Annotated in this window: 14 protein-coding genes; 3 read left to right on the top strand and 11 right to left on the bottom strand. The window is 65.0% G+C overall.

What is annotated here, in order from left to right:
- Positions 1-12 precede the first annotated feature (12 nt).
- Complete coding sequence (locus BVU17_00715) at positions 13-540, bottom strand: KEOPS complex component (protein ID AUG46118.1); 528 nt, start codon at positions 538-540, stop codon at positions 13-15.
- Entirely contained in the window at positions 540-2,936 is a 2,397-nt protein-coding gene (locus BVU17_00710; GenBank protein ID AUG46117.1) for a ski2-type helicase, read from the bottom strand. The genes BVU17_00715 and BVU17_00710 overlap by 1 nt, the downstream gene beginning before the upstream one ends.
- A gap of 98 nt (positions 2,937-3,034) precedes the next feature.
- Here BVU17_00710 and BVU17_00705 point away from each other — a divergent pair, with 98 nt between their 5' ends.
- Complete coding sequence (locus BVU17_00705; protein AUG46116.1) at positions 3,035-3,280, top strand: ferredoxin; 246 nt, start codon at positions 3,035-3,037, stop codon at positions 3,278-3,280.
- On the opposite strand, the gene BVU17_00700 is transcribed toward BVU17_00705, so the two are convergent.
- The 5 genes from BVU17_00700 to BVU17_00680 form a co-directional block, all read right to left on the bottom strand.
- Positions 3,270-3,716 carry an enoyl-CoA hydratase gene (locus BVU17_00700; GenBank protein AUG46115.1) on the bottom strand — a complete coding sequence of 149 codons (447 nt, stop codon included), beginning with the start codon at positions 3,714-3,716 and terminating at the stop codon, positions 3,270-3,272. The genes BVU17_00705 and BVU17_00700 overlap by 11 nt on opposite strands.
- Positions 3,717-3,788: 72 nt before the next feature.
- Positions 3,789-4,595 (bottom strand): spermidine/putrescine ABC transporter permease, encoded by an 807-nt coding sequence (locus BVU17_00695; GenBank protein AUG46114.1) that lies wholly within the window; start codon positions 4,593-4,595, stop codon positions 3,789-3,791.
- Positions 4,589-5,431 (bottom strand): spermidine/putrescine ABC transporter permease, encoded by an 843-nt coding sequence (locus tag BVU17_00690; GenBank protein AUG46113.1) that lies wholly within the window; start codon positions 5,429-5,431, stop codon positions 4,589-4,591. The genes BVU17_00695 and BVU17_00690 overlap by 7 nt, the downstream gene beginning before the upstream one ends.
- Positions 5,418-6,509 carry a spermidine/putrescine ABC transporter ATP-binding protein gene (locus tag BVU17_00685; GenBank protein ID AUG46112.1) on the bottom strand — a complete coding sequence of 364 codons (1,092 nt, stop codon included), beginning with the start codon at positions 6,507-6,509 and terminating at the stop codon, positions 5,418-5,420. The genes BVU17_00690 and BVU17_00685 overlap by 14 nt, the downstream gene beginning before the upstream one ends.
- Complete coding sequence (locus BVU17_00680; GenBank protein ID AUG46111.1) at positions 6,509-7,576, bottom strand: spermidine/putrescine ABC transporter substrate-binding protein; 1,068 nt, start codon at positions 7,574-7,576, stop codon at positions 6,509-6,511. The genes BVU17_00685 and BVU17_00680 overlap by 1 nt, the downstream gene beginning before the upstream one ends.
- A 96-nt stretch (positions 7,577-7,672) precedes the next feature.
- On the opposite strand from BVU17_00680, the gene BVU17_00675 reads away from it, so the two are divergent.
- Entirely contained in the window at positions 7,673-9,139 is a 1,467-nt protein-coding gene (locus BVU17_00675; GenBank protein ID AUG46110.1) for an MATE family efflux transporter, read from the top strand.
- 24 nt (positions 9,140-9,163) lie between these two features.
- Here the strand turns inward: BVU17_00675 and BVU17_00670 are convergent, their stop codons facing one another.
- A complete protein-coding gene (locus tag BVU17_00670; GenBank protein ID AUG46109.1) occupies positions 9,164-9,550 on the bottom strand; it encodes a hypothetical protein in 387 nt (128 codons plus the stop codon).
- A 167-nt stretch (positions 9,551-9,717) separates the two neighbouring features.
- Between BVU17_00670 and BVU17_00665 the strand changes: the two genes are divergently transcribed.
- A complete protein-coding gene (locus BVU17_00665; protein ID AUG46108.1) occupies positions 9,718-10,503 on the top strand; it encodes a hypothetical protein in 786 nt (261 codons plus the stop codon).
- 6 nt (positions 10,504-10,509) lie between these two features.
- On the opposite strand, the gene BVU17_00660 is transcribed toward BVU17_00665, so the two are convergent.
- From BVU17_00660 to BVU17_00650, 3 genes are all read right to left on the bottom strand, one after another.
- Positions 10,510-11,367, bottom strand: coding sequence for a hypothetical protein (locus BVU17_00660; GenBank protein ID AUG46107.1), 858 nt, complete (start codon positions 11,365-11,367; stop codon positions 10,510-10,512).
- 168 nt (positions 11,368-11,535) lie between these two features.
- On the bottom strand, positions 11,536-12,663 hold the full coding sequence (cdc6, locus tag BVU17_00655) for a cell division control protein 6 (GenBank protein AUG46106.1): 1,128 nt from the start codon (positions 12,661-12,663) through the stop codon (positions 11,536-11,538).
- Between the two features lie 93 nt (positions 12,664-12,756).
- Entirely contained in the window at positions 12,757-14,799 is a 2,043-nt protein-coding gene (locus tag BVU17_00650) for a DNA mismatch repair protein MutS (protein ID AUG46105.1), read from the bottom strand.
- Positions 14,800-14,818 lie beyond the last annotated feature (19 nt).

Below are 14,818 nucleotides of genomic sequence, written 5' to 3'. Positions count from 1 at the left end.
AAAATACTGTCGCTACTTCTCGACCGGCAACAGCGCGACGCGCTCCCGGACGGCGTCGGGAAGGCCACCGGCCGTCGCGGCGAGTTCGGCGTCGGTCACGTCGAAAAACGACCGGACGCGCTCCGCGTCGTACTCGCCGAGCGTCGACGCGGGCGTGAGGGCGTCACGCACCTCGTCGGCGGCTGCGCCGATGTCCCGCGGCTCGTCATTACCTTTGTGGGAACTAACCTTTTCGGGGTCGACGACGACGGCTACGACGGGACAGGAGCCCTCGCCGACGCCCATCGTCAGCGCGCGGTTTATCTGGCGGCGACCGGCTGCGTACAGCAGTATCTCGACGCCGAAGTCCTCGGCGATAGCGTCACCCCGACGGTGGGCCCGGGTTGCGAGTTCGACAGCCAGTTCGAGATGGGCGCGGTCCACGACGTAGCGAGCGTCGAATGCCTGTACTATGACGCCGTGGCGGTCGCCGATTGCGCCGAGCGTCTCCACGAACGACCCCACGTCGTCGATTTCAGCAGTTCCTTCGACAACCTCCATCAGAAATCACCCAGACTGGACTGGTCGTCGTCGGCCGTAACGTCCCCGTTCGTGTCCGTGTCGCCGTCGTCGAGGTCGACGGATACGTCGGGTGCGGGCTCGACGCCCTCCATGGACGGGTCCCGGTGGCCAGCGTTCTCCAGCACGTTCTCGGCCGTCTTCCGGCGGCCTCGGAGCGCCGCCAGCACGACGGCTTTGTCCGCGTCCCGGAGTTGTGCGCGGTCGGTGATGCCAGCCTGGAACAGCCGCCGGGCACGCTTGCGGCCGACGCCGCGGACGCCGGCCAGGTCGACCAGTTCCTCCCGGACGCCGTGTTCGACGCGGATGCGCGCCTCGCTGATGGCCCGCGCGGCGTCCAGGTCGACCTCGCTGGCCAGCGACTCCGCCGCTCCCAGCAGCCACTGGGCGGTTTCGACTTTCCCGCGGATGTCACCCGGACCGACGCCGTAGCGCTCCGTGATGGTCGCCTCGTCGACCTCCGTCGCCCAGTCTTCGAGCAGGCGGGCGGTCTTCAGCGCCGAGAGCCAGTCCTCGAATCGGCCCTCCTCGAACTCCGAGGGGGTCGGGCCGAGCAACTCTTCCTCGCGCTCGAACAACTCCATCTCGTACTCCTCGCGGTCGCCCGAGCGGAGGTACAGCTGGTACATGTCCGGCGTGCGCGAGACGAGATGGTACAGGCCCAGTGCGGAGATGTCGTCCGGGTCCCTATCATCGTCGCTCCCGGCGGCATTCTCAGCCAGCTCGCTTGCGGTTGTGAAGCCGCTGTCAGCCGGCGGTTCCGCTTGCGGGTCAGCCGGCGACCCGCTTGCCGAGGTGCTATCGCTGGCTCCTCGCTCCCAGTCCCGGAGGCCGTCGACGATTTCGGCGGCGCTCATCGGGTCCAGATAGAGCCGCGAGACGGTGTGGCCCAGCGAGGTAGCATCGAGTTCGCCGGCTTCTATTTCAAGGAAGCCGTTGCGCTGGAGGTAGGTGAGTACGTCGTCGACGACGCGTTCCAGTTGGCCGCCCTCGTCGGTCTGGCTGGCGTACAGCGTCTGTTCGAGGAACTCCAGCAGGCCCTCACGCGACCGAGCGAATCCGGAGGCAACCGTCGCGAGGATATGTGTCCGCAGGGCTGGCTCGGCGGCCAGTTTCGACCGGACGGGCTCGGGGTCGGCCCAGACGTAGCGCTCGAACAGTTCGTCCACTTCGTCGTGGCTGTTGGCGATGAGGACCGCCTCGCCGTAGGGGTCGAGCCCCGGCCGGCCGGCTCGTCCCATCATCTGGTGGACCTCAAGTACCGACAGCGGGGCCATCCCACCCGCTGAGCCGTCGTAGCGCCGCCAGTCGCGGACGACGACGCGCCGCGAGGGCGTGTTGACGCCGGCCGCGAGCGTCGGCGTCGCACAGACGACCTTCACCAGCCGGTCCCGGAAGGCGTCCTCGACGAGTTCGCGGTGGCCGCGCGAGAGGCCGGCGTGGTGGAACGCCGCCCCGTCTGCGACGGCGTCCGCGAGGTCGTCGCTCGTCTCCGTGTCGCTCACGTCACGGATCTCCTCCGCGATGTCGGCCAGCCGCCCGCGCTCCTCGTCGCTGAGGTGTGGCCGGACGGTGTTGGCCAGCCGGCCCGCGGCCGCCTCGGCGTTGCGCCGGGAGTTGACGAACACCAGCGTCGACCCGTCGTCTTCGAGCGTATCGCGGACGATAGCCGCCGTCTGTTTCTCGTTGTTCTGCACCGAGAGCCGCTGCTGGCTCCCGTCTTCGAGGTGTAGCGCCTGCCCGTAGTGGACCCCCTTCTGGAGGTCGATTGGCCGCCAGTCCGAATCGACGAGGCCCGCGTCGAGCCACGTCGCCAGCGCCTCCGCGTTGCCGATGGTCGCCGACAGCGCGACGGTCTGCAGGTCGGGGTTGAGCCGACGGAGTTTCGCCAGTGTCACCTCCAGAGTCGGCCCTCGTTCGCCGTCGTCGACGAGGTGGACCTCGTCGGTGACGACGCAGGTGAGGTCCTCTATCCAGGGGGCGTCGTTGCGCACGAGTGAGTCGACCTTCTCGCTGGTGGCGACGACGATGTCCTTGTCCGCGAGCCACCCGCCTTCGGACTCGTAGTTGCCCGTCGAGACACCGATGTCGAGGCCGTACTGCTCGAACTCCTCGAAGTCAGCCTGTTTCTCGCTGGCCAACGCCCGCAGCGGAACGATGTACAGTGCCTTACCGCCGCGAGCGACCGATGAAAGCATCGCTAGCTCGGCGATGAGGGTCTTCCCGCTGGCCGTCGGAATCGACGCGACCAGGTTCTTCCCCTCGGTGACGCCGGCCTCGACGGCCTCGGCCTGGGGCGGATACAGCTCCTCGATGCCGTCGTCGCGCAGGTGGTCCGGGAGCCACTCGGGCACGCCCGGCAGGTCCGCAACGTCCATTACACCCCGCTTGGGTCCTGCCCCGATTTAAACTGTCGCACTACACCCGCGACGGCGGCGAGGGGAACGCCTTTGCCCGCGAGCGGCCAACACGAGGTATGCGAGTCGAGTACGACTACGACACCTGTATCGGGATGTTCCAGTGTGTCGCGGAGTGGGACGCCTTCGAGCGCGACGAGGACGCCGGCAAAGCGGTGCTGGCGGACAGCGAGGAAACCGATTCGGACGTGTTCGTGCGGGAGGTCCCGGACGACGCCGAACTGGACGCGAAGTTCGCCGCCCGGTCCTGTCCGGTCGACGCCATCACACTCTACGACGACGACGGCGAACAGCTCATTCCCTGATTAGTCCCTCGACGGTCGCTTCAAGCACGACGGTTCCAGCGGTGCCTCCGTCGGCCGGGTTCGCGGCGGCTGTGTCGGCCTGAGTGGACTCATCGCCGCGATTGATCCGTCGGACAGCCACATCGCCGACAACAGCGACGCCGCCGTCGGCATCCGGGTCGGTACTCACGACTGTCAGTTCACAGACCAGCGTCTCACCGGTGTACACCGGGCGCTGGAACTGGAGTTCCATCCGCGAGGCGAGCACTTCGAGGTCGCCGCCAATGCTGGTTAGCAGCGACGCGGTGAGCAACCCCTGGACCATCTGCCGACCGTCCCCATCAGGCTCTGTGTGGCGGGGCTGGTCGTCTCCAGAGAGGGCGGCGAACTGGTCGACATCGTCGGGCTGGAACGTTCGGGTTTCGGTGAACGTCTCACCGACTTCAATGTCTGGCATCACTACGTCGCTCGCCGCTCGGTCACAAAAGCGTGCCGCTGGGTCGCAGAGCAGATTGGCGGCTGGAACCACTCACACAGGACGGCGCAGTGTCGAAGCCACACCGGCCGCCACAGCGCTGACAACGATGACGAGCACACTCGCCGCATTCAGGAAGGCCGTGGCACCGATTCTGACCTTGCCGAATATTTCCAGCGGGACCGTCGTCACGCTCGACCCGGCGAGGAAGAAGGTGATGAGAAACTCGTTGAACGAGAGCGCGAACGCGAACAACACACTCGCCGTCAGTGCCGGCCACAGCAACGGCACCGTGATCGTCCTGAACACAGTCCGGTCATCGGCACCGAGGTCGCGGGCCGCAGCCGAGAGGCGGTCGTCGAGCTCCGCGTAGCGGGCAGCAATGAGGAACGTAGTGAACGGGAGTACCCAGAACAAGTGGCCGAGAACGACCGGAAGGTACCCGTAGCCGAGGCCGACGAGCGCGCTAGCGCGTCCGATACCGAAGGCGACGACGACCGTCGGAACGAACAGCGGCAGGGCGATAATCACGGCGATGGTTCGACGGGCAATCTGGGAGAGTTGGCTCCGAACAATCACGTATGCGCCGGCCAGCCCCAGCGCAGTACCGACAACGGCTGTGACGACGCCGATGCCGAGACTCGTCAGTAGCGCACGGATAAACCGGGTATCAGTCAGGACCGCGGTGTACCACCGGAGCGAGAACCCGTCGATGGGAATCGTCGGCTGGCCAGCGGGTGAGAGCGACAGGTACCCGATGACGAGAACGGGAGTGTACAGGAACACGAGCGCCAGCGCGACAACGATGCCCGGGAGCCGCCCGGCACCGCGTTCGGCCAGCCGCGTGACGCGGCTCACCATTGTCGTAACTCCTGTCTGACCCGCGGCGAAAGCGCTCCGAGTCCGAGCGTTCCAAGCACCAGCAGCAGGAACACGAACGACAGCGCCGCCGCGAACCCGTAGTTCGTGTACTGCCGGAACGCCTGCACGACGAGCCGTGCGATCATGACGTTCCCGGGACTGCCGAGGATTTCAGGAGTTGCAAACGCGCCGGCGATGCGTGCGTAGACGATGAGTGTCGCCGCCGCCGCGCCGGGAAGTGTTCGCGGGAGCACGACGTCGAGAAACACTCGAATGTCACTCGCACCGAGGTCCCGCGCGGCCTCGATGAGCTGGTAATCGAATCGCTCCATCGAGACGTACATCGTCAACACGACGTAGGGCAGGTAGATGTACACGAACCCGATGGTCATCGAGATGTTGTTGTACAGGAGGTCAAGCGACGAATCGAGGAGACCCGTCCCGACGAGGATTCGGTTCACCACGCCGCCCCGGGCCAGAATCCACACCCAGGCGTAGTTGAGCACCACGTAATTGAGCCACAGCGGCAACGTCACCGAGACCAGCGCGACGAGCCGGTACCGGTCCGGACACCGGTGGGCAATCCAGTACGTAATCGGATACGCGACGGCGAGACAGATGGCAGTGACGCCGACACCGACGCCGATAGAGTACAGCAGTGCGCCGCGGTATAGGGGCGACAGCACTTCCGCGTAATTCTCGCTGCCAAGGCCGGGACCAATGCTCTCGACGAACAGTGTCAGGAGCGGAAACACGCCTAGGGCCAGTGCCAGCAAGAGTGGGCTGCCGGCGACCAGCCAGTCCCGGAGCCGACCGGGTGCGTTAGCGACGCTCATCCCTGACGAGGACGGCCCGGTTGACGCCCAGTTCGACGGTCTCTCCGACGCGGAACGGGAGGGCTGTACCGCCGTCGGCGGATGTCGCGTTGTCCGGGGCCGCCACCGTGTTGCGTTCGCGTCGGACGACGAGTTCCGCGCCGCCGCAGTCGACGGTCGCTTCCTCGTAGAACCCCTTGTACGCGACATCAGTGACGGTGCCAGTCAGGTCGCCGCCGAGGGTGACGGCTTCCGGCCGGACTGCGACCGTCACCGCATCGCCCACGGCGTCGCTCGTTGCGTCTGCGTTGGCCCGAAGCGGACCAGCGCCGGTCTGGACTACGACATCGGCACCCTCGCGCCTGATGACGTCGCCCTCAAGCAGCGTGGCGTCGCCGAGAAACGACGCGACAAACCGGGTCTGCGGGTCCGTGTACAACTGGCGAGGGGGGCCGACGTTGACGATGCGCCCGTCCCGCATCACGGCGACTCTGTCAGACATACTCAGTGCGCTCTCTTGGTCGTGTGTGACGTACAGGAAGGTCGTGTCGCTGTCGCGCTGAATCCGTCGGAACTCCGCCTGCATCTCCTCTCGGAGTGCCCGGTCGAGCGACGCAAGCGGTTCGTCAAGCAGCAGTATCGCCGGGTCGTTGACCAGCGCCCGGGCCAGTGCGACCCGCTGGCGCTGGCCGCCAGAGAGGTCAGACGGGTCACGGTCGCCGAATCCCGCCAGATTGACCAGTGCCAGAGCGTCCTCAACGCGCTGTCCGCGCTCCGGCTCTGTAACACCACTTCGAGCCAGCCCGTAGCCGACGTTCTCCGCGACGTTCATGTGGGGGAACAACACGAGGTCCTGAAACACCATGTTCGTCGCCCGCTCGCGGGCGGGCCGGTCCGTCACGTCCTGCCCGTTGAGCAGCACCCGCCCTGAATCCGGCGTGAGGAGGCCGGCGAGCATTCGGAGCGTCGTCGTCTTGCCGCAGCCGGACGGTCCGATGAGCGAGAAGAACTCCCCCTGCTCGACAGTCAGCGAGACATCGTCGACAGCAGGCGCTCCGTCGAAGGTCTTCGTGAGACCGTCGACAGCGAGCGCATTCACTACAGATCAGCCTCCGTCTTTGCCCGGTTCCACGTCTCGGTGTACTGCTCGATGAGCGACTGTGGCTTCGGTTCCTCGTAGATGAACTGGTCCGGGTCGTCGAGTCCGTACGCCGCCATCTCGACATCGTGTTCGGAGAACACCTGCTCGTTCGGGACGGCGATGTTGCTCGGTTTCATCAGCGACTTGTAGCCCATCTGCGTGTGCCACTCCTGAATGAAGGTGTGTGCCAGTTCTGGGTTCTCCGCACCGTCCCGGATACAGTGCTGGATGAACCACGCTTTCGTTCCTTCGGAGGGGTAGACTCGCTCGACGGGGAGACCATCCGACTGCATCGACTGGATGACGTAGTTCCAGACCGGCTGGACGCCGACCTCCTCACTGCGGAGGAGTTGCTCTGACTCGCCCCCGTTGTTCCAGAGACCGGCGGTGAGTTCCAGCCGGTCGATAAGGTCGGCACGGAGCGAGTCGAAGTCCACGTCGTCGGCACTTGCCGGGTTGAGTGGCTCGCCTTTCGCCGCGTTTCGGTACAGGACCTGCAGGCGCGCGTCGTCGCGACCGCCGACGACACCGGCCAGTGGTTCGGTCCAGAGGTCAGCCAGCGCGGTGACATCCTGCTCAACGATGTCGGTATTGACGGCGAGCGGCGTCTGCCCAAAGCTCCGTGGAATCCCGTACACCTCGCCGTCCTGTTCGAAGTACTCCGCTTTCAGGAAGTCGAACACGTCGTCGTATGCCGGGACCTGATCGAGGTCGAGCGGCTGGAGATAGCCCTCTTCCATCGCCGGCGTCACCGCGTAGTTGCCAAGCGGCACCAGGTCGTAATCGGCGCGACCGGCCCGCAGCTGCGCGAGGGTTTCGGCCGATCCCTGTGCGGCCTGTCGCTCCACCGTTACCCCGTGGCGCTCCTCGAAGGCTTCGATGACGCCGTTACTGTAGACGTACCCCCAGTCAATCATCGTTAGCGTCTGGTCCCCGATCCCGAGGCCAGTACACCCAGCAATCCCAGCGGTGGCAGCAGCCCCAGCGCCGGCCAAAAACGACCGCCTAGAGGGTATTTGATCCATATCTACAGGTAGGGATTTGCATAGATAAGCGCTGTGTGCAACTCTACAGGGGCACGGAGTCGTAAGCTACGTTTGCCTGCCCGCCGTGACACAACTGTGCTCGGCGACGCCCTCCGCCGGCTGGTACGCACCGTCCCAGTCGCGCTCTCCAGATTGGATGCTGTCGACCGGGACCGGGCCATCGAGGCGACAGACCTGGCCGCGCCGGTGATGGTCACCGGAGGTCTGCGAATCCTGTTGCGGCTTGCGGACTTTCTGATGGTCGGTCTGGCGCTGGGTGACGCCGCACTGGCCGGTCTCGAGCTGGGGTTTCAGTACTACTTCGTGGGATTCGGACTTGCGCTCGCTGTCTCCTCCGGGACAATAAGCGTCGTCTCTCGCCTGCAGGGGAGCGGCGAGCCGGAGCGAGCAAATCTGGCTGTCAAGCAGTCGCTGTGGCTCGCAATCGTGCTATCGTTGCCACTGACTGCTATCGCGTGGGTGTATCCGACTGCACTGCTCGATAGTCTCTCCAATGACCCGGCCGCGATCCAGTACGGCGCGACGTATCTCGCAATTGTGATGCTGTCGATGGTGCCGCGGTTCTGGAGTATGGTCGCCGCACGCGCCCTCGCGGGGAGCGCCGACACGCGGACGCCGATGTACGTCCGGTTGCTGACTGTGCCGACCAACGTCGGGCTCAACGGTGTGCTGATATTCGGCCTGGGGCCGGTTGCACCGATGGGAATCGCGGGAGCCGCCTGGGGGACTGTCGCAGCGAACACGCTCGCTGCAGTCATCTTTTTCGTGCTGTTGGCCTCCGGTCGGTACGCGACGGCGCTGCCGCTCGGTGGCAAACAGTTCGACCTCGGACTACTCGCCGAACTCGTCCGTGTCGCACTTCCGCTGTCGGGAATGCGCCTGCTCCAGACCTTTGGCCGGTTTCCGTTTCTGTTCATTCTCGGCGTACTCGGCACCCCGACACTCGCGGCGTACGCCATCGGTCGCCGGGTCATGCTACTCGCGCTGATGCCAGCGTGGGGCTATGCGACCGCCGCGTCGACACTGGTTGGGCAGTCGCTGGGCGCAGATGACCCGAAAGAGGCGACGGCGTACGGCTGGCAGTCGCTCGGGGTTGCACTCGCGGTCCAGCTCACTGTCGCACTACTTCTCGTGGTGTTCGCCCGGCCGATCGTTGCTCTGTTCGGGACCGCCTACCCGGACCTGGCGGCGACGTTTGTCCGCGTCTTCGGGCTGCTCGTCGCCGGCTTCTCCGTCTCGCGGACGATGCGCGGAAGCCTTCGCGGTGCTGGTGACACCCGGTGGCCGCTGTACGGAACGGTACTCGGAAGCTACTGTTACCGCCTGCCGGTCGCAGCGCTCGCGTTACCGACGGCGTTCGTCATAGCAATCCCCGTGACTGGCGTTTCGTTCTCCCCGGGACTGGGACTCGGCCTTCCGGCTATCTTCGCCGCGCTAATCGGGGATTTCTATTTGAAAGCCGCTGTCAATGTGGGTCGGTTCCGCTCCGGAAAGTGGCGTGCCGTCGCCCACCGTGCGGGTGTCGGCAGGACTGACAAGTAATCAAGACGGCACCCCGGCCCAGCATCACTCGACCTGCGCGACGGCTTCGACCTCGACGGCGGCCTCTGGTGTTGCCAGCCCACTCACCTCGACCATCGTCGCCACGGGACGGACGTCGCCGAAGAATTCGCTGTGGGCCTCGCCGACCTGTTCCTGATCGTCGATGTCAGTGACGTACATTCGGGTCTGGACGACGTCCTCGATGTCGGCGTCGAGAGTCGTCAGTGCATCCGCGACGATACCGAAGGCGTGTTTCGTCTGTTCGTACGGGTCACCCGGCGCGACGACCTCGCCGTCGTCGTCCGTGGCGATGGTGCCGGCAACACGAACAGTGTCACCCGCACGTATCGCCCGCGAGTACCCGACCTGCTGCTCCCAGGCAGTGCCTGTCGAGGTGCGTTCGCGGCGCATACTCGACGAACGCTGTGGACCCAGAAAATCGTTTCTCAAGTTTTAATGTCTGGCCCGGGATACTCATTGACATGAGCAAGGCCACGAAAATCGTCCTCGGAACAATCGGCGTGTCAGCACTGCTGTCGATCGGCATCGTCATCAACCTCGTCCTGTTCTCGGCGTAGATGTTCACCGAGCGTTCACTGACCGGCGAATTGCCGGCAGTACGTGAGGCCTACGCCCCGGAGGCGCTCGTACTGAACTGCGACCGCGACTTCGAGACACTGGACCCCGCAGTCGCCGAAGAACTCCTGCTGGTGACCGACAGCCTCGATCAGATCTCCTACGACGGTGCGTGGCTTCCGACCACAGCGCCAGAGGTGCTACAGGAGTACATCGGTAACAGCCTCACCATCGGGATGCCCGGCGACGGCGGCGTCGCCTGGACGCGCCAGACGGTCCCGCCCTGCGTGTTCGTCAAGCCGCGGCTGGAGACGTCGCCCGATGACTTCGTCTCGTTTCTCATCGCCGAGGCGCTCGTCGAGGTCAGTCTCGACGAGCCGGAACATTTCCTTGGCTTCTTCGGCGAGCGCTATCCGGATTTCGTGACCGCTACCGAGGATTACCTCGATGCGAACGCCCGGTATCAGCTCGCAGCGGCGGTGTACACGGCGTACCTCGGGCTCCAGACCCGCGCGGAGTTCGCCGACTGGGCCGACGACTATCCGGATCTGTACGCGGCGTGGGACGACGCCGGCGAGCGCCTGCAGCCCCGCCTCGACGACCTCCCCAGCGAGATCGCGCAGGGGCAGACGGAGTTCGCCGCGGCCGCCGAACTCGCTTGCAGCGGCGTCAAGCACGGACTCGATCTGCCCGCGCCGTTTGCCGCGCTCGACACAGATGCCTATCTGGAGTACGGCGCTGACTACGCCGTCCAGTGGGCCGAGACGACGTTCGAGAAGATGGAGTGAGGCGTGCTATTTCGGCGGTTTAATCGTGAACGGGAACTCTACGTCGAGTTCCGGAATCTGGTATGTGAACTCGCCGGCCACTCTGAATGAGAGGTCCGCTTCGTCGAACTGCTCCCGGCCACCCTTCGGGATGTTCCCAGTGATGTCCCGTTCGAGTTCAATTCCTTCTAGCTCTTGATGATCGATGAATACTGTGTCCACGACGAGGCTCGAGTCCCTGTCACTCACATTCCGGATGTTGTACGTCAGGTCAAACTCCTTGTTTACCCTGATGGTCGTCGGTTTCTCGACCAGTTCAAGTTCGACATCCTCGGGACCCAGTGGCTTAACGACATCAAACTCGACGGACATTGGGTCACTGGTTGTCCCGTAGTTTGTGGCGTTGATGACCAGTTCTATCGTGTGGCTCCCGGTGGTCCAGTCATCTGTTTCGACCGCGAACCACCCTTGTCGTGAGATGAACTCCGATTCGTCCTGTACAACTTTGTCGGTATCCATCGACGACTGGGTAAGCTGGGTACCCTCGTCGTCGTACACCGTTGCCTGGGTAATAGCCGATACGGCACCGTCTTTGACCGGGAGCTTGTATTCTATCCCGACAATAGCCTCGCCGCCAAGGCCAACGCCACTAATACTCCGTGCCAGATCGGTGTACCGGCCCCGTTCTCGGATCAACCCTGCATCGGTGATGACTGCTTTCGGGTCAGGCTCCGGTGTCGGCGTCGGTGTCGGCGTTTCGGTGGCGGTTTCCGTCTCCGTCGCTGTCGAGTTCGTCTCGCCCTCACCGCTCCCTTCTCCCGTAGCACACCCGGCCAGCAGCGTGAGACCGCTCCCCAAGCTGGCAATATAATTTCGCCGCTTCATCTATTCAAAATATATAGTTAGATATTAAATTATCTTTCGGAATAGTGCCTCTAACTCCTAGCAAAGAATCTATAGCAGTCATAACCCCAGACAGAGTCCGGAAAGCTATCTGTTGTCTCCAGACAGGGGGCGGATTTTCCACCGACGTAAACAAACCAATACAGTGTCTTACAGCCGCTCTAGCACCGCGTCGGCGTCGTAGTTGAGCGTCAGCTCCCGCGAGCGGCCCCGGCCCTCGACATCGGTGTACTCGGCATCGATGATGTCAAGCTGGTCGAGCTTGTTGATTATCTCAGAGTAGCGGGTGTACCCCAGGTCCGTCTGCTCGGAGAAGGCGTCGTAGATGTCGCCGGCCTGCTGGCCGTCGTGGGCGGCGATGACCTCCACGAGCGCAGTCTCGGAGTCGGACAGTTCCCGCAGCCGGCGGGACAGGTGAACGTATTTAGACTTGTCGTACGCCGCCTCGACGTCCTCGGTCTCGACGGAGCGGGAGGCGCGCCGTTCGGCGTTCATTCCGGCCCGGCGCAGGAGGTCGATACCGACCCGGAGGTCGCCGCCCTGTTCCTCGGTCAGTTCGGCGACGCGGTCGAGCACCGTGGGACCGACGACGCCTTCGTTGAACCCCCGGTCGGCGCGCTCGCCCAGGATATCTGCGATTTCGGCCTGTCCGTAAGGGTTGAAATACACCTCCTCGGGCCGGAACACGGACTGGACGCGGGTATCGAGCGCGTCGATGACGTCGAGCTCGAGATCAGAGGAGACGCAGATGACGCCGATTTTCGCGCCCGAGTGGGCTTCGTGGGCGCGCAACAGCGAGTACAGCGTGTCGCTGGCCTCGCTCTCGTAGAATAGGTAGTTCACGTCGTCAAGGGCGACGACGAGCACCTCGTCTTCCTCGACCAGTTTGTTGGTGATCTGTGAGAACAATTTCTTGAACGATATTCCAGAGGACGGCGGCTCGTAGTCGAATATCTCGGCGAACAGCCGCGAGAAGACGGCGTAGCGCGTCGAGTCCATCTGGCAGTTCACCCGGACGGTTTTCACGTCCGTCTGTGCGGTGAGTTCGTCGAACAGAATCTGGACGGCCGTCGTCTTCCCCGTCCCCGGCGGCCCGCGGGCGATGACGTTGAGCGGGCGCGACCCCCGGACGGCCGGCCGGAGCGCGTACTTCAGCGTCTCCATCTGTGTGTCCCGGTGTTTGAACGTCTCCGGGAGCCAGTCGATTTCGAAGACGTGTTCGTCCCGAAAGACGGACTCGTCCCAGCCGAGCATCCGGTCCTCGGGGTCGTCGCTCATCACTTTCACCGAGCTTCGCGGCGCACTTAACCATTTGCCACAGCTTCACGAGCAGTGACAGGTGCGCGAGGGGCGCGGTTTCGCCGGCCGTCGCTACTCGAACTTTTCGAGCAGGTCGCCGTAGAAGCCATCCTTGGTTCCGTCGTCGGCGAGCTTCTCAACGATGAGCTCCGGCGTCGAGCGGGCGAGCTTGCCCTTGACCGGCGAGCGCTCGACGCGCAGTTCGCCGTCCTCCAGCCCCTTTGCCTCGATACCGTCGATGCTGATGTCGGTGTCGGCGGCCTCGCGGATGTCGCGGGCGAGATGCGAGACGAAGATGGCCGTCGCCTGCCGTTCGCCCAGCGCTTCGAGGATACCGGCCATAATCTTCGCGCTGGCCCCCGGCTCAGTTATCGATTCAAGTTCGTCGACCAACACCATCACCGGGCGGTTGTCGGTCCCGGCTACTGGTCCATCAGTATCGCCACCGGCGTCTGGTTCTGAGTTGCGGTGGTCCACGTCCGCGACGAGGTCGCCAAACTCCCGAAGCGTCGCTTCGAACGCGCCGGCGTCGAGCGTCCCCTGCGTCTTGGCGTGGTAGTGGAGTTCAGAAATCCGCCCGACACGGGCTGACTCTGCCGGGACGGGCAGGCCCATGTGGGACAGCGTCGTCACGAGTGCGACGAGGTCCAGCGTCGAGGTCTTCCCGCCGCTGTTGACGCCTGAAAGGACGGTCACACCGTCGACAGCGTAGTCGACTGGCTCGACGGCCTCAAAGGACACGTCGAGCAGTGGCGAGCGTCCGCCCTCGATTGCGACCCCCTCGGACTCGGTAACGTCTGGCATCGTGCAATCGAAATCGTCGGCAAAGCGCGCGATGGCAAGCTCTACGTCGAGTTCCAGCGCGGCGTCGACCAGCGCCGCGGCGTCCTCGCGCATCTCGGCGAGGTCGTCGGCCAGTTCCCGCTTCCGGCGGGTCGCGCGCTGGTCGCGCGCGGCGGTCAGTTCCTCGCGGAGACGGGCGACGACGTCTTCGCTGTGTTCGACGGGATAGGCGGGCTCGTCGGGGAAGGCCCGGCGCGCCGTCGCCTCCATGTCCCGGAGCGCCAGGGCATCGACGAGGTGGTCGCGGGCCTTCTCGACAGCCGCGGCATACTCGTTGGCGAGTTCACGCTGGAGGAGCGAGTCGACGCCCGCGCCGCGCTCAACCAGCGACAGCAGGTCCGTCCCCTCGATGGTCACATCCTGCTCCTCAATGGCCTCTCGGAGGTGGTCGTTGGCGACGCTCTCGGCGGTTGAGACCGCGGCATCGAGGTCGTCGACCGCAGTGGTCAGGCGGTCGAGTTCCTCGTCACCGCTGACGCCCCCGTCCTCGTCGAGCTGCTCCAGCGCCGACAGGAGCGTCTCCAGGTCACACGGCGCGTCGAGGTCGGCGACGCGGTGGACCTCGGCGGCGGCCCGTATCCGGTCGCAGTTGCGGGCAAAGAAGGTGAGGACTCGCTCGGGCACAACGGATTCGGGCTCCTCCAGTGCGGTCGGCTCCACGCGCACGTCGCCCTCGATGTCGACGCCGGCGAATGCTTCATCCAGCGCGATGACCGTCGAGTACGAACGGGCGAGTTCGGCCAGCTGACGGGCGTCGTCGACGACCTCGACGCTGACCTCCGGAATCGCGGCCTGCGCGTCGGCGTAGCGCTCGGCGTCGCGGGTCGCCAGACACCGGTCCCGCACCCGCACATCTCCGGGTTCGGCAAGCGGTTCGACGGCAGAGAGAGCGTCGAGAACCGCCGGGTCTGGGTCGCGGGTCATCGCCGACTCGGCGAACGAGCGGACTTCCTCGATACGGCTGCGGACGCCACTGGGGTAAATCGTTTCCAGGCGCTTCGCGGCGTAGTCAGTCACTGTCCGGTCAGTCAGCAGCGCCAGCGCATCCGCGTAGATCTCGCGGGCGCGTTTCGTCGCGGTGAACCCACCGGGGTCGTCGTGTTCAGCCCGGATCGCACCGCGAGCGATGCGGGCGGCCCGGCCCTCGCTGATACCCGGTGCGCGTGCGAGCGACGCCACGTCGCCGTCCCGGAGCGCCGCCTCCGGATCGTCTAATTCCCGGAGCGCCGCGGCTGTTTTCGCCCCGACGCCCGGAACCGATTCGAGCTCCATCTGCCCGCCCATTCGACGC

The organism is Haloarcula taiwanensis (assembly GCA_002844335.1).
Lineage (GTDB): Archaea > Halobacteriota > Halobacteria > Halobacteriales > Haloarculaceae > Haloarcula > Haloarcula taiwanensis.
This window is presented reverse-complemented; position numbering and strand designations above follow the sequence as displayed.